This is a genomic window from Deltaproteobacteria bacterium (assembly GCA_016219225.1).
Classification (GTDB): Bacteria; Desulfobacterota; RBG-13-43-22; order RBG-13-43-22; family RBG-13-43-22; genus RBG-13-43-22.
The window spans coordinates 14824-35055 of sequence record JACRBX010000347.1 but is presented as its reverse complement, the minus strand read 5'-3'; the positions used below and the strand labels follow the sequence as shown (position 1 = coordinate 35055).

21 protein-coding genes are annotated in these 20232 nt (G+C 48.5%); 16 read left to right on the top strand and 5 right to left on the bottom strand.

The genetic code is table 11. The annotated features are described in order from the left end of the window. Positions 1-116 precede the first annotated feature (116 nt). From HY879_27905 to HY879_27885, 5 genes are all read right to left on the bottom strand, one after another. A complete protein-coding gene (locus tag HY879_27905; GenBank protein MBI5607175.1) occupies positions 117-1325 on the bottom strand; it encodes a D-alanyl-D-alanine carboxypeptidase in 1209 nt (402 codons plus the stop codon). A gap of 35 nt (positions 1326-1360) precedes the next feature. After that, on the bottom strand, positions 1361-2062 hold the full coding sequence (locus HY879_27900; GenBank protein MBI5607174.1) for a DUF1847 domain-containing protein: 702 nt from the start codon (positions 2060-2062) through the stop codon (positions 1361-1363). Between the two features lie 10 nt (positions 2063-2072). After that, on the bottom strand, positions 2073-3188 hold the full coding sequence (locus HY879_27895; GenBank protein ID MBI5607173.1) for an epoxyqueuosine reductase: 1116 nt from the start codon (positions 3186-3188) through the stop codon (positions 2073-2075). 122 nt (positions 3189-3310) lie between these two features. Next, on the bottom strand, positions 3311-5098 hold the full coding sequence (gene typA / locus HY879_27890; GenBank protein ID MBI5607172.1) for a translational GTPase TypA: 1788 nt from the start codon (positions 5096-5098) through the stop codon (positions 3311-3313). Between the two features lies 1 nt (position 5099). Then, positions 5100-5588: a peptidylprolyl isomerase gene (locus HY879_27885; protein ID MBI5607171.1), complete on the bottom strand. Its 489-nt coding sequence runs from the start codon at positions 5586-5588 to the stop codon at positions 5100-5102. A 259-nt stretch (positions 5589-5847) separates the two neighbouring features. Between HY879_27885 and HY879_27880 the strand changes: the two genes are divergently transcribed. The 16 genes from HY879_27880 (at position 5848) to HY879_27805 (ending at position 20164) form a co-directional block, all read left to right on the top strand. Then, positions 5848-7167, top strand: coding sequence for a flagellar hook-length control protein FliK (locus HY879_27880; GenBank protein MBI5607170.1), 1320 nt, complete (start codon positions 5848-5850; stop codon positions 7165-7167). 122 nt (positions 7168-7289) lie between these two features. Then, positions 7290-7580: an EscU/YscU/HrcU family type III secretion system export apparatus switch protein gene (locus HY879_27875; GenBank protein ID MBI5607169.1), complete on the top strand. Its 291-nt coding sequence runs from the start codon at positions 7290-7292 to the stop codon at positions 7578-7580. A 291-nt stretch (positions 7581-7871) separates the two neighbouring features. Next, complete coding sequence (locus tag HY879_27870) at positions 7872-8660, top strand: MotA/TolQ/ExbB proton channel family protein (GenBank protein ID MBI5607168.1); 789 nt, start codon at positions 7872-7874, stop codon at positions 8658-8660. 54 nt (positions 8661-8714) lie between these two features. Then, positions 8715-9443: an OmpA family protein gene (locus HY879_27865; protein MBI5607167.1), complete on the top strand. Its 729-nt coding sequence runs from the start codon at positions 8715-8717 to the stop codon at positions 9441-9443. 400 nt (positions 9444-9843) lie between these two features. Continuing rightward, positions 9844-12081, top strand: a complete 2238-nt coding sequence (locus tag HY879_27860; GenBank protein MBI5607166.1) for a chemotaxis protein CheA — start codon at positions 9844-9846, stop codon at positions 12079-12081. A 2-nt stretch (positions 12082-12083) separates the two neighbouring features. Further along, positions 12084-13130 (top strand): chemotaxis response regulator protein-glutamate methylesterase, encoded by a 1047-nt coding sequence (locus tag HY879_27855; protein MBI5607165.1) that lies wholly within the window; start codon positions 12084-12086, stop codon positions 13128-13130. A gap of 390 nt (positions 13131-13520) precedes the next feature. Continuing rightward, positions 13521-14033: a purine-binding chemotaxis protein CheW gene (locus HY879_27850; GenBank protein MBI5607164.1), complete on the top strand. Its 513-nt coding sequence runs from the start codon at positions 13521-13523 to the stop codon at positions 14031-14033. Positions 14034-14070: 37 nt separating this feature from the next. After that, positions 14071-14253, top strand: coding sequence for a helix-turn-helix domain-containing protein (locus HY879_27845; GenBank protein MBI5607163.1), 183 nt, complete (start codon positions 14071-14073; stop codon positions 14251-14253). Positions 14254-14314: 61 nt separating this feature from the next. Beyond that, positions 14315-14767 carry a cache domain-containing protein gene (locus tag HY879_27840; GenBank protein MBI5607162.1) on the top strand — a complete coding sequence of 151 codons (453 nt, stop codon included), beginning with the start codon at positions 14315-14317 and terminating at the stop codon, positions 14765-14767. A 99-nt stretch (positions 14768-14866) separates the two neighbouring features. Then, positions 14867-16504 (top strand): MCP four helix bundle domain-containing protein, encoded by a 1638-nt coding sequence (locus HY879_27835; protein ID MBI5607161.1) that lies wholly within the window; start codon positions 14867-14869, stop codon positions 16502-16504. A gap of 27 nt (positions 16505-16531) precedes the next feature. Then, entirely contained in the window at positions 16532-17365 is an 834-nt protein-coding gene (locus HY879_27830; GenBank protein ID MBI5607160.1) for a protein-glutamate O-methyltransferase CheR, read from the top strand. After that, positions 17362-17841 carry a chemotaxis protein CheD gene (locus HY879_27825; protein ID MBI5607159.1) on the top strand — a complete coding sequence of 160 codons (480 nt, stop codon included), beginning with the start codon at positions 17362-17364 and terminating at the stop codon, positions 17839-17841. Before HY879_27830 ends, HY879_27825 begins: the two co-directional genes overlap by 4 nt. Next, positions 17838-18686, top strand: coding sequence for an HDOD domain-containing protein (locus HY879_27820; protein MBI5607158.1), 849 nt, complete (start codon positions 17838-17840; stop codon positions 18684-18686). Before HY879_27825 ends, HY879_27820 begins: the two co-directional genes overlap by 4 nt. Before the next feature lie 36 nt (positions 18687-18722). Next, a complete protein-coding gene (locus HY879_27815) occupies positions 18723-19109 on the top strand; it encodes a response regulator (protein MBI5607157.1) in 387 nt (128 codons plus the stop codon). Then, positions 19102-19611 (top strand): chemotaxis protein CheX, encoded by a 510-nt coding sequence (locus tag HY879_27810; protein MBI5607156.1) that lies wholly within the window; start codon positions 19102-19104, stop codon positions 19609-19611. Before HY879_27815 ends, HY879_27810 begins: the two co-directional genes overlap by 8 nt. A gap of 25 nt (positions 19612-19636) precedes the next feature. Beyond that, complete coding sequence (locus tag HY879_27805; GenBank protein ID MBI5607155.1) at positions 19637-20164, top strand: chemotaxis protein CheD; 528 nt, start codon at positions 19637-19639, stop codon at positions 20162-20164. The last annotated feature ends 68 nt before the right edge of the window (positions 20165-20232 follow it).

Here is a 20232-nt window from a genome sequence, read left to right as displayed (position 1 = left end):
CTGGCTGGATTCCCGCCTGCACCCTCCGGGGTGTAGGACTCTACGGGACGGAATCGGGAATGACGAGTTTTTACATAGGCATCAAGAATGTGCTTTCGATGATTTTTAAGAGGTTATTAAAGGTCGATTCCCATTTTTCGGGCAAGCTTTTTAAGCAGATTGGCTTCAGGCACTGCCAGAGGGGAAATGATATCCACTTTGCCGACCACCTCATTATCGACCTTAATGACCAGGTCACCGAGTTTCTGACCCAGCTTGATCTCCCCTGGTACCTTCCCCGGTACCAGGGGTTCCCTGGTGACGGTCCCTTTATTATCAAGAGGGACTGAATAGGATAAATTCGCCCCGGCCACCCCTTTGATCTTTCCGATTTCACCATCCGGCAGGAGAATATCCCTATCGATTACCGCTCCTTTTTTTACCAGGTCCATCCTTTTATATTGGGAGAAGGCCTTTTTTAATTTTTCCAGGGCAATATTGTCCCTGGTTCTGGCCCGGTCGCTTCCCAGGACCACAACGATGATTCTTAAATCCGATTTGGCGGCCGTGACCACCACATTAAACCCGGTTTCACGGTAATAACCGGTTTTCAACCCGTCTACTTCCGGCATCCTGAAAAGGAGTTTGTTGTGATTATTCATGACCAGTTGCCCGTTTCTGAACCCTTCCGTTTTGATGGAAGTCCATTCCAGAATTTTCGGATATTTTAAAAGTGCCCGGGCCAGGAGGGCCAAATCGTTACAAGAGCTGAGGTCCTCCGAATCTCCCTTGGAAGGCGGGAGTCCATGGACGGAATGGAATTCCGTATCGGCCATATTCAAGGCCTTGGCCTTCTGATTCATCAATTGAACAAAGGCATCCTTGGACCCGGCCAGATGTTCGGCAATGGCATAGGCGGCATCATTGGCCGAGGCCACCATGAGGGCTTTCATCATTTCTTCCAGGGTAAAGCTTTCGCCTTCTTTCAGGTAAACCTGGCTTCCCCCCATCTTGGAACCTTCCCTGGAGACGGGGATGGGATCCGATAATTTCACTTCATCCTTAGCCAGCTTTTCCAGCACGATATAAGCCACCATGAGCTTGACCACACTGGCCGGAGGGCGCTTGATGTGGCTATTCTCCTCCTCAAGGATTTTGCCGTTTCTGGCATCCATCACCAAAAAGGCCTTATAGGGGGTCTCCGGGACTGCCGCGGCCTTGACTGCTTTGGTCTGGGAGGCGGTTTTTTTTGCTGTCCTGATTTTTTTGGGTGGTACTGAGCGGCTGTGGGCCAGGCCCGCTGCAAATAAAATGATCAATCCGATGACAATCCATTTTTTCACCATTTATTGGCTCCCGTTAATATTGAATCGATAATTAGTTATTGATTGACGGACTCGAAAATTTTCCGGTAGTACGATTCCGAGAGATATATAGCCGCCAGGGGATTATGGCCGGTCACCCGGTCCTTGACGGCCAGGACGGTGGTCGGGGCCTGGGCATATTTGAAAAACAGGGAATCGTGGCCGACGCATAGTCCCAAAAGGACATTAAATTCCGTTGCACTTTCATTCAGAAGCCTGGCCTGATAGACGGGGTTGCACATGGCCTCCTCCGTGCCCTGATAGATTTTTTCCTCTTCCTTGATCCCGATTTTTTCCTTGAGGGTTCGGCCGGCTTTGCAGGCCACTGATACCATCTCAAATCCCTGGGCCTTGAAAACCTTTTCCACCATCCTGGCCTCCTGGGCCAGACCAATGCAAAAGGCCAACCCCAGACGCTGGTAGCCCATCTTCCGGGCAAATTCGCAGATTTCCACGAGCCGGGTCTTGGTGGGCTGCATGACATAGGGCCGTTGATGCCGGTTGGCATAACATTCACTTTCCTGGATGGAGGCCTGACGGGCAAACTCTTTGGTTCGAGGGTCTTCGTATTCCCGGTTGGCCTCGCGCAGCACCTCTTTCTTTACCAGGGTTGGGCAGCCTTTGGCGCCGATTCCTTTGGAAGAAAAGCAGATTTTTTGGGGGACGGCCGTTTCACAGGAAGCACAGGAAGGAAAGGCGTTGATTTTCTTTTTCGGCATAAGTTCCTCCTTATTTTTCCAAAGCAAGCTCTATTTCCCGGCGGACCAGACCTTCACTTTTAGGTAAGGCATCGTTCAGGGCCTTTTTAGCCGACGGGCCGCCGATGCGGCCCAAGGCCCAGGCAATCATGCCCAGGACCCGTTCGTCTGTATTTTCCTGAAAGGCCTTAGCCAGCTCCGGGATATATTGTTGGTCCAAGGTGTTTCCCATGGCCCGGGCCACATTCATCTTCCAGCGCCAGAGATCTTTCTCGGACATATAAAACATGTGGGGAAAGATGCGCGTGTTGAAATATTGGGGGTCCATGTGCAGTAACCTGGCGAGTTTAAAATCATCGACCATGGGCGTGACATTTGGATTCACCGGCAGTTCTTTGGCCAGCCAGGGGGCGTTACGGGGACAGACATTCTGGCAGCGATCACAGCCGTAAACCCATAAACCCATGGGTTCCCGCAGTTCCAGGGGGGTCAGGCCCTGGCCGTAATAGGTGAGGAAGGAAATACATTTCCGGGGATCAATGTGACGGGGGCCTTTCAAGGCACCGGTCGGGCAGGCGGTCAGGCAGGCGTTCCGGCACCAATCCGGGCAGCCGATTTCCATGGAAGACTCATCCGGGGCAAATTCCCGGTCCACCACCACGGTAATCGGTAAGACCCAGGAACCCTGTCCGGCCACCTGATTGGAATAAAAAAGGCAATTCTTCCCAAAGGTCCCCAGGCCGGCCCGGGCCGCCGCGATCCGGTGGGGCAGGTAAAAGGGCACCTTGGACTCGATCCCGTTTTCGGTCAGAAAAGAACGAAAGGCCTTGACCCGTTTAGCCAGGCGGTCTTTGGTGACCCGGTCGTCATCCAGATAACAGCGACCGAAATGTTGTTCCAGGGATTTGGGAAAGGCCTGGTGAAAATAGACTTCCATGAGGACAATAATAGTCTTGGCCTGGGGCAGGATTTTTTTGGGGTCCGTGCCGGTCATCAGGTCCAGCCCCATTTTAAAGGCCCATTCATAGGCCTCGTAGCGCTCCCGTAGAATTTCTTTTTGAGTTTCAAAAGGATCGGCCGTGGTAAAACCGATATCCCCGAAACCCAATTCATAAGCCTTTTCGATTACTTGATTTTTGCTGATCATTCAGCGATCCCTCCAAGATCACATTTGCAGGTATCTTATCAGACTACTCAAGGAAAGAAGGAGATGTCAAGGAGTTTCGATTCTGCAGCTTGCTTCGGGAAGATTAAATTTTATAAATTTTTTTATCGGGTGGTCTTTGCTTTACGCAGACGGATGGAAAGAGGCGTCACTTCCACCTGTTCATCGTCATTAATATACTCCATGGCCTGCTCCAAGGTAAAACGACGGGGGGGGACTAAACGCAGGGCTTCATCGGCATTGGCGGCCCGGATGTTGGTCAGTTTTTTTTCCTTGGTGATGTTGACCCACAGGTCTTCCGGTCGGGAATTTTCACCAACGACCAGGCCGGGATAGACCGGATCCCCCGGGTTGACAAAGATGATGCCTCTGGGCTGGAGATGAAAAATGGCATAGGCCACGGCCTTGCCCGGCCGATCGGAAACCAGGACCCCATTGGGCCGGGACGGGATGGCCCCGGCATGAGGGGTGTGGCCGATGATCATGGTGTTGAAAAGCCCGGTGCCCCGGGTGTCGGTCAGAAACTGGCTGCGGAGGCCGATCAGCCCCCGGGAGGGGATTTCAAATTCCAGCCGCACCCGACCGGAGCCGTGGTTGATCATCTTGGTCATTTTTCCCCGCCGGGCGCTGAGTTTCTCGCTGACCACTCCGACATAGGTTTCCGGGATATCCACTACGGCCAGCTCCAAAGGTTCCATGAGCTTGCCGTCCATTTCACGGGTGATGATCTTGGGCTTGGAAAGAGAAATCTCAAAACCTTCCCGGCGCATCATCTCCACCAGCACGGCCAACTGCAGCTCACCCCGGGCGCTGACCTTAAAGGAATCCCGGTGTTCGGCCTGTTCAACGCCGATGCTGACATTATAGAGCAACTCTTTATCCAGCCTATCCTTGATATGGCGGGAGGTCAGGAGACGGCCTTCCTTCCCGGCCAAAGGAGAGGTGTTGACGGAAAAGACCATGGACAGGGTCGGCTCTTCCACGGTGATACTCGGCAAAGGCCGGGGATCTTCGGGATCGCCCAGGGTGTCGCCGATAAAGACATCGGGCACACCGGCCACGGCAGCGATATCCCCGGCCTCGATGAGATCCCGTTCCACCCGGTTGAGTCCTTCATAGGTATAAACCTGGCTGAGGATGGCCTTGGCGGTCATTTCCCCGCCCTTGAGCAGGGCCACCTCCTGCCTCTGTTTTAACTTACCGCTGACGATCTTACCCACGGCGATCCGGCCCACATAATCGCTGTAATCCAGGTTGGTCACCAGGAACTGCAAAGGGGCCTCCGGGTCGCAGGCCGGGGCCGGAATGGCTTCTAAAATGGCCTCAAAAAGGGGAGCGAGTCCCTGGCCCTTACCCTCGGGGTCGGTCAGGGCGATACCGGCCCGGGCATTGGTGTAAAGGACCGGAAAATCGAGCTGGTCTTCAGTAGCCTCCAGGTCGATAAACAGATCGTAGACCTCATCCAGGACTTCCTTGATCCGGCGGTCCGGCCGGTCAATTTTATTGATCACCACGATGGGAGGGAGCCGGCGCTCCAGGGCCTTGCCCAGGACGAATCGTGTTTGCGGTAGGGGGCCTTCGGTGGCATCCACCAAAAGCATGACCCCGTCCACCATGTTCAGAGTCCGTTCCACTTCTCCGCCGAAATCGGCATGGCCGGGGGTATCGACGATATTGATCTTGACCCCTTTATAGACGATGGCCGTATTCTTGGCCATGATGGTAATGCCCTTTTCCCGTTCCAGGTCCATACTGTCCATGACCCTTTCAACCACCTGCTGGTTTTCCCGGAAGACGCCACTCTGCCAGAGCATGGCATCCACCAGGGTAGTCTTGCCGTGGTCCACATGGGCAATAATGGCCAAATTGCGCAGATCTTGACGTATAGGCATACTATTGCTGTTCGATAATTACTTTTTCCATGATCACCTGGGAAAGAGGGCGATCGTTGGAATCCGTTGGACTGGAGGCAATGGTGTTGACCACCTCCTGGCCTTCCATGACCCGCCCGAAAATGGAATAGTTCGGGGGCAGGGCATAATCCGCATGCATGATAAAAAACTGGGACCCATTGGTATTGGGTCCGGCATTGGCCATGGCCACGGTTCCGGCCCGGTAGCCCTGACGGTAAAGGTCCGAGGCCGGATTGATCTCATCATCAAAGCGGCCGCCCCAGGCCGATTGGCCTCCGCGACCTGTACCGGTAGGATCCCCCCCCTGAATCATAAATCCATTGATGACCCGGTGGAAGATGACCCCGTCATAATAGCTTTTTTCAGTCAGTTTGATAAAATTTTCAGTGGTCTTCGGGGCATCGGCTTCCAACAACTCAAAGCGGATGGTCCCCTTATTGGTTTGAATGACGGCTTGACGATTGGCCATTCTTATGCCTCCTTAAAAAATAGAAATGGCGAGCAATGCTATAATTGAGACGGCGCTCCCGATAAACAGGATTTTCCAGACGCCCCGGGGCTTAGTCTCAAACCCGGTATTTGGATCAATAGTCCTTGCTCACCTTGGGAAAGGATACCATGTTAAGAGAAATAAAGGCAAGAAAAAATTGAAGTTTCAGTTTTATCCTTTTTATACCGATAAATTAGAAGTGGCAGATTAATGACGATCCTTCAGGGGAATGGTTGGAATGATTCGTATTCAGGAAACTCCATCGGCCGGACCAATACTTACCCTCATAAAACCTGTTGGGAGAGAGATTCCTGTTCGAATAGGTGAGATCATCGAGGCCCAGGTAGTCGATCTTTTCCCGTCCGGGGGTCTTACCCTTAAGGTTAAAGGCGGCTATTTACCGGCCCGTACGAATTTGGCCTTTGAAAAAAATGATACCCTCTCTTTGAAGGTCTTAGACTGGAAAGGGGCAGCCGGAGAATTAAGACTTCAATTACTGGATAATAAAACCGGGGCGGGAGAAGCAAACCGTACCCAATCCTTTCCGGGTGATGAAAATGAAAGAATAGAGGATCTGACCAGGAAGGCAGCGGATAGAATCATCAATCTTTTCAACGCCAGGGCTGAGGAGGGTCAACCTCCCGAATCCATTCCGTCGGGGAAGCAAAGGGACCTTTTAGGATCTCTTTTCAAAACCCTGCCTTCTGATATCAAGGTGCTTCCGAAAAGCCTGCGGGATGAAATTCAACACGTTCTGCAGACTTCTTTGAAAGGGCCGGGCCTAGATATAACGGAAAGGTTAACCCAATTATTCCAACTGGCTAAGGAAGAAATAAGCAGCCCCCCTTTGTTACAAAACCTTCAGGAAAAATTACTGGTTTCTATGGATGGTCTGGCTTTCGACCAACTTAAGAATGCCTTAGAAAATTCCGGGATTGTTTTGGAAGCCAAATTGAAGGCCATGGCCGGATCCGGCGCACTTGGGGGAAAAGATGTTTTTCAGATTGAAAGTAAAATAAATAAAGATATTAAAGGTTTTTTATTACAACTTCAAGAAATTCTTGAACAAAAAACCATGGGGGAGGCGGAAAGAGGCCGACAGGGAACAGCCCATCCCGATGAGAAGACCTTAGGAGGGGTAGAAACCCTCTTAAAAGATATTGAGACCTTCCAACTCCTTTCAAAAATATCCGACTCATTTTATACCTTTTTGCCGGTTCAATGGGCCGAATTAAAAAGGGGAGAATTAATTTTTAAAAGGAGAACGGCCCCGTCAGGAGGGACCTCGTATTCCTGTGGCATCCATCTTGAACTGGAAAAACTGGGACCGGTTTCGGCCTTCATCTTTATGCAGGACAGGGATTTTTCCCTGACCTTTAAGGTGGGGCATCCCGGACTGAATACCATAATTCATTCCTGTCTTGGAGAGTTAAAGGAAAATTTTAATCGGGCCGGGTTGAACCTGAAAAACTTTACTTTCCTCAGGGAATCGGAAGAGATGGAGGACCCCATCAACCGAATCGAGACGGATGAGACAATTGTGAGCATCAGGGTTTAGTGCGAAAATAACGTTCAGGGATCGGGGGTCAGGGATCGGGGGTCGGCGAAAGACATTTTCATTTTTCGTGGTGCTCGTGACAAGCGAGCATAAGGGTTTAGTAAGAAAAAAGTTTTACATCAATGAATAAAGATTCCAAAAAAGCCGCCGCCATACAGTATCGACGCGAAAAAGACGCGGCCCCCCGTCTCGTAGCCAAAGGGAGCGGCTGGCTGGCTGAAAAAATCATTCAAACCGCCAAAGATCATAATATCCCGTTAAAAGAAGATCCCCATTTGCTGGAAATTCTTTCCACTCTGGATCTTTATGAGGAGATCCCGCCTGCCCTCTACAAAGCAGTAGCCGAGATTCTGGTCTTTATTTATAAAATGAACAACAAAATCTTGAACTCTGCCGGCCACACCCTCCCCTAAAATTTTTCCTGATGGGGAAAATTTTTCCGTCTTTTTCCCTGAGCCTTTCGGTTTCAAATCGGTTTTAAATTGGGACGCAGATTTTTGCCGATACCCGCAGATAATTATTCTATAGCTCTCTATATTGAAAATCATGGCAATCTGCGTTCATCGGCGTCCAAAATGCAAATTCCTGAAACTGATTACCGATCGCTGAAAGCTTTCATAGGACTATCTTGGCATAAGGATTGCTGTATCAAAAGTCTGACTCCGTAATGTTTCACGCAACCTTAACCGTTCAGGAGGAATAAAATGAACCTGCTCATTACCTTAACCGTCTCGGCTGGAATTTTTTTCTTTATGTTACCGATCATCCGAAATGCCGGACTGGAAATGTTTCTTAATCTCGATGCCTTGTTGATCATCGGGAGCGGAACCGTGATCGGTCTGTTGGTCGGGTTTCCGACCAACAGGATTAAGGCCGTCTTTATCCATCTCAAAGAAGCCTTTCAAGATCGCCAGGACCGGGCCTCCCTGCTCAAGAATATCTTAACTTTAGCCGGGATTTATCGAAAAGGGAATATTCGCGAATTGGAGCACCGGCTGGGAGAGATCGAGGACGATTTTTTAAGACTGGGCATCCATTTAATGATCAATCACCATCCCATTGACGAAATAAAAAATATTTTGGAAAGGGAGATGGCTATCCGGATTGTAAATTATAATCTGAGTCAAAACATTCTCAAGACCCTGTCCCGGCTTACCCCGGCCCTCGGTCTGGCCGGAACGATTATCAGCTTAATAAAGATGTTTGACCATTTTCAGTCGGTGGAAACCATGACTCCCATGATGGCCGTGGCCCTGATGTCCACTTTTTACGGGGTAATTATCGCCAATTTGATCATGCTCCCCCTTTCCTCCAAATTAAAAGAAAAGGCCATCCTGAGCGAATCCTTGATGACCATGACCATTGAAGGCCTGACAGCCATTAATGAAAGAGAACATCCTCTCAAAATCGAGGAAAAGTTGGCCGGTGTCGGCGGGTTGTACCAGCCCCAAGCCATTCCTTTAGGGAAGAAACTGTCCTGGGGTGAGGTTTAACCGAGAAATTTCAAATGGCAGTGAATAATTTTTAAGGGAGCAGGGGACCAAACGATGAGCGGGATGCCGGATAAAATAATAACAGCCCGTGAGGGACGATATCAAAAAATGATTTCGGCCTCGGCCGACTCGATGGACGGTGACCATAACTGGCTGATTACCTTAAGCGATTTACTGTCTTTACTGCTGGTCTTCTTTATTATCATCTTTGCCATGACCAGGGTGACTGGAGGAAAGAAAGAGGCCCCCAAACCCAAAGCGGGGAATCCTCCGGTCCTGGCAGCGCTTCCCCTGCCTGAAACGAACCAGCCGACGAACAAAAAACTCGAAGATATTCAAAAAGATATGAAGGCGACCGTGGCCAGCTTGAGCCTGGATGATCAGGTGATGATCCAAGTTATGAATCAAGAGATACTGATAACCATGAAAGAAAACGTAACCTTTTTGACCGGGGAGGCGGATATTCTGAAATCGTCCGGACCGATCCTGGATTCCATTGCTGATGTGATCAAAAGGTATCCCTCTTTCCGGGTGGAGATCGACGGCCATACCGATGATCTGCCCATTAATAACCGGCGGTTTCCTTCCAATTGGGAGTTGTCGGTAGCCCGGGCTACCAGTGTCTTAAAATACCTGATTGCCCATCAGGGAATAGAGCCCGACCGTTTTACCATTAAAGGGAATGGCGAACAAAGGCCGTTGTCCCCAAATTATAGCTCTGAACAAAGGGCCCAAAACAGGCGGGTGGAGATACGGCTTAAGGATGACCATTCCAGTGTTTAAAAAAAGTTTCAAGTTGCAAGATACAAGATTCAAGAAAAGTCTTGAACCCTGAACATTGCCCATCGCTTTTAAAATATTTTCGTGGTTCCTGGTGCTCCTTTTCCAGACCTCAGCCCCCCGACCCCTGGAAGCTGATTTTTGTCGCCTACTTCGTTATCTATCAGCATCCTTCGGGGTAGTGTCAAGAGTCCTCAGATTTCGTCGAAATATTGACTTATCAATTTGTTATTTGGTGCGGTCACACTGCGTTTTTCGTCAATTCCGCAGAATTTCAAGCCAAATAGCTATCGGTATATTTATTGCAACAAAGCAAACCAAAACTATTTGAAATGCTGACTCCATGTTCTCAGGATAAATTTTTTTGACAATCCTTTGGAAGAATAAAGGAAAGGATTACCGAATGATCCAGGATGCCGCTCAACTGAATCAGGAAATCGACCAATTGGCCATGAATGTTATTTCCGTAGAACCGGAAGATATCATGGTCCTTGGGTCAATCTTACAGCAATTAGAAAAAATTGAAAAAATAACCGATCCCCCTTCCTTAAAGCCTATTCAAGGCTTTTGTATCCCTCTAAAAAAAGGGATTGAAAAATTACTGCTTAATGAATGCCTCTCCCCTCCCAAGGCTTTAGAAACAATAAGTAACGGGATCCGGATCATCCAGGGCAAAATATCCTATGGGGATTTATCGCAAATCCTCCCGGAAGAGAACGCCTTCTGGGAGGAGATGGAAGCCTTAATAGGCCCCATTAACCCTGTTGTTCTTCCCTTAGAGAAGGAAGAATCTCCCGGCGGTCAACCTCCGGCCGAAACCTCTTCTGATATCGCCCAGGATCTGGAGTTGTTCAACGACTTTGTTTCCGAAGCCATGGAACATTTGGAATCGATAGAAGTCAACCTGATCAATCTGGAGCAAGCCCCGGATGACAAGGAATGCATCAATGCCATTTTCAGACCCTTCCATACCATTAAAGGGGTAGCCGGATTTTTAAATTTGCAGGGAATCCACAAGTTTTCCCATGCCGTTGAATCCCTCTTAGACGATGCCCGTAATGATCAGATAGCCGTTAACCGCCAGATTATCGATACGATCCTGGAGGCCGTCGATTTTTTAAAAACCATGATTCTGGAAGAAAAGGAAGCCGTTGAATCCGGGAAAACCCGTTCTAAGCCGGTAGATTTGGGCCCCTGGCTGGACCGTCTTGGATCCCTTAGGGAAAGCTCTTCAATCGGGTCTGGAAAAGTCCTCGAAGAAATCCCCGAATCCAAGGTTCCCCCTTTAGGCGAAATCCTGGCCGCCAAGGGGGTCGTATCCGGTGAAGCCCTGGACCAGGCATTGAAGTCCCAGGTCGGGGAAAAGCACGATCAAAAGATCGGTGAAATATTAATATTAGAACAAAAAGCCAAACCTAAAGAGGTTCTGGAAGGTCTTCGAGATCAAAAACGCCTTTCCGGTCAAGGGGCCGATGCCACAGTCAAGGTAGACACCAAAAAATTGGATAATTTAGTGGATATGGTTGGGGAACTGGTGATAGCCCAATCCCTGGTTCAGCAAAACCCCGTCCTGGATTCCATTAGTGATCAAAAGTTGAGTCGAGATCTGTCTCAACTCAAAAGGATTACCTCGGACCTGCAAAAAATCTCCATGTCGCTCCGAATGGTTCCCATCCGGCACACCTTCCAAAAAATGATCCGGCTGGTCCGGGACCTGTCCAAAAAATCCGGCAAGCAAGTGGAGTTGCGGTTATCCGGAGAAGAGACCGAGATCGACCGGAATATGGTGGATACCCTGTATGATCCTCTGGTGCATATGATCCGTAATTCGGCCGACCATGGGATCGAGCTACCCCAAAAACGCCTTGACATCGGAAAGCCGGAGTCGGGTCAGGTTTTTCTTAGGGCCTACCAAAAAGGGGGAAACATTGTTATCGAGATCGAAGACGACGGCCAGGGATTGAACCGGAACAGAATAATCGCCAAGGCCAAAGAACGGAAGATCATTTCCGATGATAATGCCCTGACCGAATTTCAGATTGATAATTTGATATTTGAACCGGGTTTTTCCACGGCGGAAAAGATTACCGATGTCTCCGGACGCGGTGTGGGTATGGATGTGGTCCGAAAAGTCATTGAAAAATTAAGAGGGAAAGTAGAGATCTACTCCACCGAAGGGAAAGGCTGCCGTTTTGTCATTCGAGTCCCCCTGACTCTGGCTATCATGGATGGCATTCTGGTCAAGATCGGCAAAGAGCGTTTTATCATTCCTACCGTAACGATTAAAGAGACCTTAAGGCCTGCCCCTGAAGACGTCTTTACTGTTGGGAAGAAAGAGGAAATGGTCAAGGTAAGGAATTCCCTGCTGCCGCTGGTCAGATTGAATACGCTGTTAAATATATTTTCGGAAGAAAAAAAGCCCTGGGAAGGGTTGGTTGTGGTGGTCGAAAACGACGGGATTCAAAAAGGCCTGATGGTGGATGACCTGTTGGGGAAACAGGAGGTGGTCATTAAGAATCTGGGCGAAAAGTTGAAGGCCGTTAAGGGCGTGGCCGGCGGGGCGATCCTGGGGGACGGTCAAATCAGTTTAATATTAGATGTGAATGGAATTTTCGAAATTTATCGGGGGAAAAACGACTAAAAATGAATGCTAACGGAAAAATTAAGGTTTTGATCGTCGATGATTCGGCCATTGTCCGGAAGATTTTTAATGAAGAATTGTCCAAAGAACCGGATATCGAAGTGATCGGAACCGCCCCGGACCCCTTTGTCGCCCGTGACAAAATCGTGAAACAAAAGCCGGATGTAGTCACCCTGGATATAGAAATGCCCAGAATGGACGGGCTGACCTTCTTGAAGAAATTGATGAAATACTTTCCGCTGCCGGTCATTATCGTCAGCTCCCTCACCCCCAAAGGAAGTTCTATGGCCCTGGAAGCCATTGAGAACGGGGCCGTAGAAGTCCTGGCTAAACCAGGCGGATCTTATTCCGTCGGGGACATGTGTATCCAGCTCAAAGAAAAGATCCGGGCTGCGGCCCGGGCCAACATCAATCGAAACCCTTCTCTGACCTCTCCAATAAAGACCGGGACTATCACCAGGTCCTTAACCGAAACCACCCAGAAAGTCATTGCCATAGGGGCCTCTACCGGCGGCACCGAAGCTTTAAAGGAAGTCTTAATCAATATCCCTCTAAATTCCCCGGGAATAGTGATCGTCCAGCACATGCCGGCCAATTTTACCACCGCTTTTGCCGAGCGGTTGAACAGGCTTTGTCAGATACAGGTTAAAGAAGCCAAGGACGGAGATTCCGTCATAAACGGTCAGGCCTTGATCGCCCCGGGCAATTTTCACATGCTCATACGCCGGAGCGGGGCTAAATATTATGCCAATGTAAAAGATGGGCCTTTTGTCCATCACCAGCGCCCGGCTGTAGATATCCTTTTCAATTCAGTAGCCCAATATGTTGGCGCTAACGCCATTGGAGTCCTTCTCACCGGGATGGGTGCTGATGGGGCCAAGGGGCTCCTGGCCATGAAAGGGGCCGGAGCCAGAACCATCGCCCAGGATGAAGCCAGTTGCGTTGTCTTCGGCATGCCGAAAGAAGCCATAAAATTAGGAGCTGCCGATCGAATAGTCTCCCTGGACCGAATCAGTCAGGAAATCGTAAACCTAGTTAATTTGTCTTGATCCATTATGATTAGCCTGGATTCCCACCGGCGCCCTCCGGGATGTAGTACCCTACGGGACGGAATCGGGAATAACGGGTTTTTACATAGTCATCATGTAACTCCTGTCCCTGAATAGACTTCTTTAATCAGGACTCCAAAATCCAGGGGAAAAACGCCGGCCGCCAAAGTCAAAAGTGCCGGACCGGAGGAGATGATTTCCTTGGAAGAAGGGTCGTTTCAGGAGTTTTAAGCAATTTGGACCTTTTTTTTTGATTTTTATTTTTTTATAGGGTTCAGACCTGTTGTTCGCATTAAAGTTTTTTTCTCGAAAACCGATAATAGAGATAATTAGCAACTCCTCACCTCGAGGGGGAAAGACCATCTGTATAATCAAATGGAGGTATCAACAATGGCAGAGATCGTAGAATCAGTGGACAAGAGTCAAAAAACTTCCTTGGATCGCGAAGGGAAATACCTGACCTTTTCTCTGGCCGGTGAGGAATATGGGATTGTTATCCTGAAGGTAAAGGAGATCATCGGAATGATGCCTATAACTCCGGTCCCCAAAACACCGTCTTATGTTAAAGGGGTGATAAACCTTCGGGGGAAAGTAATCCCCGTGGCCGATCTCAGACTGAAGTTCGATATGGAAGAGATGGATTATACGGAACGGACCTGCATCATCGTCGTCGAAATTAAGGACGGTGCCGGACATGTTTTGATGGGGGTGGTGGTCGATTCGGTTTCTGAGGTCTTGAACATCAAAAACGGGGAAATAGAAGATACGCCGGCTTTCGGGACGCAAATGGATACGGGTTATATTCTTGGTATGGCCAAAACCGGGGGAGCGGTCAAGATCCTTCTGGACATCGACAAAGTCTTCGGCGATGAAGAAATGATCGAGATGGAAAAAGCGGCCTGAGAAGGGTGTCGAAATTGAAAAATCAAAAGGAATCGTTATGGCCACTATCGTGACAGCGAAAGAAGTAGGACACTATTTAAAATTGACGGAATCAACCATTTATAAGTTGGCGCTAAGCGGTGAAATTCCCGGGTTCAGGGTCGGCAAATCCTGGAGATTTGATATGGAGGAAATTATCCAGCGCATCGATTCCGCTAAAAAAACAAAAAAAACGGCCTGAAAAAAAACGGTATTACACCCGGCCTGGCCGGGTTCATCAACCCAAGAAATGGAGGGAAAGAATGAAAAAGTGGATTGTGGTCTTGATTGCGGGTCTTTTCTTAACGGGTTTAATCGGGTTCGCTTCGGCTGCCGGAAATGCCGATGAAGCCAAAACGCTGGTAGAAAAAGGTATTCAATTTTACAAGGCCAATGGGAAAGATAAGGCCCTGGCTGAATTCAGTAATCCTAAAGGGCAGTTTGTTAAGGGGGAGTTGTATATCTTTATCTGGGATGTAAACGGGACGGTTTTGGCCCATGGGACCAATCAAAAATTGATCGGCAAAGACGTTAGTGGATTAAAAGATGCCGACGGCAAACTTTTTGTCAAGGATGGGCTGGAGTTGGCCAAATCAAAAGGCAGCGGCTGGGTGGATTATAAATGGACTAACCCGGTTACCAAAAAAATGGATGACAAGACCACTTTTGTTAAAAAGGTGGATGACCTTATCTTTTGTTGCGGTATTTATAAATAAAGCATTTTCCGTCCGGGGACCAATAGGAAATCCCTATTCGGCCCCCGGATACCAGCCGAAGTATTATCAATCCAATCCTTGACGGTAAGAGGAGCAACCATGAAAAAGATCCTGGGCAATTTAAGAATGATCAATAAATCCCTGGCCGGGCCGGTCCTGGTGTTACTGTTATTGATTATTTTAGGCGCGGTCTCCTATCGCGGGATTCAGATCCAGCAGGAGGCAATGGATTCCTTTTTTAATCAACGATTCCAGAGCTATCAATGGACTTCAAGGATATTGACGGCCTTGACTGAAATCAATTTTAATATTTATAAAATCATTAACTGGGCCCATGCCAATTATGATGAAAAAAAGATTGATCAGCTCAGAACCGAAGAAATTAAAGTGATTAATCAGGAATGGGAATCGTTCCAAAAAATGGTCGGTGGCAAAGGGTTTTCCCCGGAAGAACAAAAACTCATCCAGGCCATCGCACCGAGCTTCATGGAATATAAGAAAGTGGCTTTAAATGCCATTGATATGTCCATGGCCGATTTAAATACCGCTACGGTCTTCATGGGTTCGGTCGATGAAAAATTTCAAATTTTAAATAAGCATGTAAAAAATTTGATGGAATTGGAAAATCGATTAAGCAAGGACCAGTATGGCGCAACGGTTACCAGTTCCCAATTAGTCAAAACCATCCTGATTTTTGTGATGATGGCGGCTATTCTCCTTTCCCTGGTGATCGGAATTTATATGGCTAAAATTATAACCAATCCGATCAAACAGGCCATGGAAGTCATTAAAAAAGTCGCTGATGGCGATCTGACCCAGGAAATAACCCTGATTTCCAAGGATGAAATCGGTGCCTTGGCCCAATCGGTCAATGCCATGCGGCATAAACTGGGAGAAATGGTCAGCCAGTCTACGGCCATGTCCCAGACCCTTTCCAGTGCGGCTTCTCAACAGGCCGCCTCCATTGAGGAAACCTCCTCTTCTCTGGAGGAGTTGTCTTCCATGACGAAACAAAATGCCGGGAATGCCGCTGAGGCCGACCGCCTCATGTCCTTAGCCAAAGAAAAAATGGCCAAGACCCAAATCTCCATGGATGAACTCAGTGGATCGATAAAGGAAATCGTGGTCGCCAGTGAGCATTCCCAGAAGATCATCAAGACCATTGATGAGATTGCTTTCCAGACCAATCTGCTGGCCTTGAATGCCGCAGTCGAGGCGGCCCGGGCCGGTGAGGCCGGTGCAGGATTTGCCGTGGTGGCCGATGAGGTCCGAAACCTGGCTATGCGGGCCGCCGAGGCGGCTAAAAACACCTCCAACCTGATCGAGGATATTGTCAAGAAAATAAAAAGCGGTGCTGTGTTGGTGACTTCGACCGATCAGGATTTCAAACAGGTGGCCGCTAACACGTCCAAGGCCGTTGATTTAGTGGGTGAAATCGCTTCGGCCTCCAAAGAGCAGTCACAAGGGATTGAGCAGATCAACAAAGCCGTGGCGGATATGAATTCCGGGACCCAAACCAATGCGGCCAGTGCTGAGGAATTGGCGGCTATCATGTCCGAGTTTAAGATCAGCCATAACGGTCACAAGGGGAAGGAAAGGCATCTCCCCGGGGCCAGGAGAATCCCATCCCCCATCCCTGCCAAAAGGCTCTCGGGACATCAGACCCCTTTAAAAGGGCAAGAAATATCCCCTGAGAAAATTATCCCCTTAACCGAAGAAGATTTTCAGGAGTTTTAAGGATCTCCTATGTCCTTGAATTATTCCATGTATCAGCCCCTTGAATTTACCGAGGCCGATTTTGTCAAGATCAGCCGTCTGGTTTACGACCAATCCGGAATTAATCTTCATGACGGGAAAAAAGAGCTGGTCAAGGCCCGTTTGGGAAAAAGGATACGAAACGGCAATTTCCAATCCTTTCGCGAATATTATGACTTTGTCATCAACGACCCATCGGGGGAGGAAATGATCCAGTTGCTGGATTCCATCTCCACCAATTTCACTCATTTTTTCAGAGAAAACCAGCACTTCGATTATCTTAAAAATGAAATCATTCCTTCTTTAAAGGGGGGAAAGGGAAACAACCCAAAGAAGTTGCGGATCTGGAGCGCCGGATGTTCTACCGGCGAAGAGCCTTATACCATTGCCATAACTTTGTTAGAATCATTGCCACCCGGATCGGGTTGGGATTTGAAGATCCTGGCCACCGATATCTCTACCAAGGTGGTAGCTGTGGCCCAATCCGGAATTTATCTTAAAAACAAAATGCAGTCCCTCTCCATGGATTTATTGAAAAAATATTTTCTCCGCGGGGAAAACCAGTGGCGGAATCACGTAAAAGTAAAACCTATTATAAAATCCACGGTCCAATTCCAGCGGCTGAACCTGATGGAATCCTTTTCATTCAATGAATCCTTTGATTGTATTTTTTGTCGAAATGTGATGATTTATTTCGACAAAGAAACCAGGACCCAGTTGGTAAACCGTTTTTATGAAAACCTGGAAAAAGGGGGGGTCCTTTTCATCGGACACTCGGAAAGTCTGACCGGAATCGAACATCCTTTCCACTATGTGAAACCGGCTATTTATAAAAAAACATGAAAATAATCATTGGAATCGCCGATATGGGGGTCAGCCGGGACCAGCAATCCGGATTAATTACCTATTCCCTGGGATCTTGCATCGGGGTTGCCATTTACGATCCGGTGGCGGGGGTCGGGGGGCTTCTCCACTACATGCTGCCGGAATCACAGATCGATCCCCATAAGGCTCAAAAGAATCCTTTTATGTTTGCCGATACCGGAATACCAATGCTTTTTAAAGAGGCCTATCGAGTGGGCGCATCTAAAAGCCGGATTATCGTCAAGGTGGCCGGCGGGTCTCAAATCCTGGATGATTCCGGATTTTTTAATATCGGAAAAAGAAACTATATGGCCCTGCGAAAGATCCTTTGGAAAAATAATGTCCTGATCAAGGCCGAAGATGTGGGGGGACAGGTGTCCCGGACCGTACGGATGGATCTGGCTACCGGAAAAGTCTTTCTTCGCTATTCCGGGGAGGGAGAAAAAGAACTATGAGTTTCGTCGAGGCCATTATCAAATCCACCCGCCAACTGCCCCCTTTTCCGGCGGTTGTTAATAAGGCTTTGGATTTGATAAACAATCCTAAGTCTTCCATTCAAGAGGTCGTTGAAACGATTCAATACGATCAGGCCATAACGGCCAATGTATTGAAGATCTGCAATTCGGCCCAGTTCGGTTTGCGCTATCCGGTAGGATCCCTTCAGGAGGCATTGATGTTTTTGGGGTTCAACCAGTTGTTTGAGATTATCATGGCCACGGTGTCCGGTTCGACCCTGGGGAAGGCCGTTTCCGGCTATGATTTAGAGGCTGGTGCATTATGGAAACATTCGGTCAGTACGGCCCTTTTATCTCAAATCATCTCTAAACGATTAAAGAAAGACCAGAGCCCCTTATTGTTTACGGCCGCCCTGATCCATGATATCGGCAAGGTATTACTGCATTCTTATGTCGAAGAGCAATTTGAAGCCATAAAGGAACAGGTTCGAGCCAAAGGGATTTCCTTCCTGACCGCAGAAAAAGATGTTTTGGGCATCGACCATGCCGAGCTGAGCGCTTTGATTACCGAAGAATGGAACTTTCCCCAGGGAATCATCCAGGCCATCCGGTACCATCATACTCCCTTATCGGCCCATTCCGAACAGGAACTGGTTTACCAGATTTATTTGTGTGACCTGATCGCCATGCTGACCGGTATCGGTGGAGGGGTCGATGGATTATCCTATACCGGTTTTAATCAAGTCATGCATCATTTTGGATTAGATGAAAAAGACATTGAACGATTTATGGCCCAACTGGGGGATCAGATCCAAAAAGTGGAAGCCATGATCCAGGTGCAATAAGCTTGAAACCACCGGGTCATTAATGAGGGACCAACCATGGCATATAATGTTTTGATTGTTGATGATTCCCAGACGATGCGGAAGGTCATTTTAAAGGCCCTGACGCTTTCAGGTTTTGACTTGGGGGAATGTCTGGAAGCCGGTAACGGCGCTGAGGCCTTGACTGTCCTGTCTGCTCATTGGATTGATTTGATCCTGACGGACCTGAATATGCCGGTGATGAACGGATTGGAATTGGTCCATAAACTAAAAGGCGACCAACACTATGAAGGCATTCCCGTGGTGCTGATTACGACCGAGGGCAGTGAAACCCGTCTGCAGGAATTATTTGCCCTGGGGGTTAAAGATTATATCCAAAAACCTTTCCATCCCGAAAGATTACGAGATGTTTTGACTCGTATCATGGAGAAACCTTATGTCTGACGCCATGCGAAACGCCGCCCTTTCCGCTGTTCTCAATATCTTTGAAACCATGTTTTTTACCTTTTTAGAGCCGGTAGAGGAGAACCCGCTGTCTCCGGAGGTCTTGCCCGAACCGGAAAAGGAGACCGGTTACCTTCCGCAACCCCAGGGGCCCTGGTTTTTAAAAAGTGAAATCCGTTTTTCCGGGGCCCAGACCGGACAGTTGCAACTCATCCTCCCCTATGATCTTGGCGAAACGCTGGCCATGAATTTTCTGGGATTTGAGGAAGAGGTGAGTGAATCTCAGGTGTTGGACATGGGTTGTGAATTGACGAATATGATTTGCGGCAATCTATTTTCCGTCTTCGATAAAACGGCTGTCTACACCTTAGGTGTTCCGTCCATTCAAAAAATATCTTTTCCAGACGAAGCCCCCCCGGATAAACCTTCAGATCTTGTCCTGTATTTTTCGGCCGAGGGACAACCGATCACTCTTCAAATTCAATTCGATCCCCATCAATAAGATTGGTGCCGGAATATTTGCTTCGATGTCTTTGGGAGACCCCAAAAACCAGGAAATCGAACGTGTTCAATATTTTTTGAAACCCGGTTATATTTTTTTAAGCCGGGAGCCCACCCTGGTTTATTCGGTTATGGGGTCGGCCGTCACGGTTTACCTCTGGGACCGCCAGAAACGGTATGGCGGCCTGTCCCACTTCCTTTATCCGAGGATTTCCAAACCGAAAAAGGCCACAGTCCAATATGGTAATGTCGCTGTTCTGACCCTGATCAAGCTGATGACGGCAGACGGTTCGGAGAAATCCTTTCTGGAGGCCCAGATATTCGGAGGCGCAGATCCCCGGTCCTCTTCGGATAACACCCTGGGGGGACAAAATATATTAATGGCCAAAACGATTCTGGCCCGGGAAGGTATCCCCATTATTTCAGAGGATGTGGGGGGGGGCAAGGGGAGGAAACTGGCTGTTAAATCCGATACCAATGAGGTTATGGTCCTTAAGGTGGACCGATTAAGGCAAGAAGATTGGTATCCCTATGTTTTAAAAGAACCCCGATAGCACCCCATTCCGGCCACCTTTCCAATAAAGTCATTTCTAATACACCTTTTTCTTGACATAATAAATAG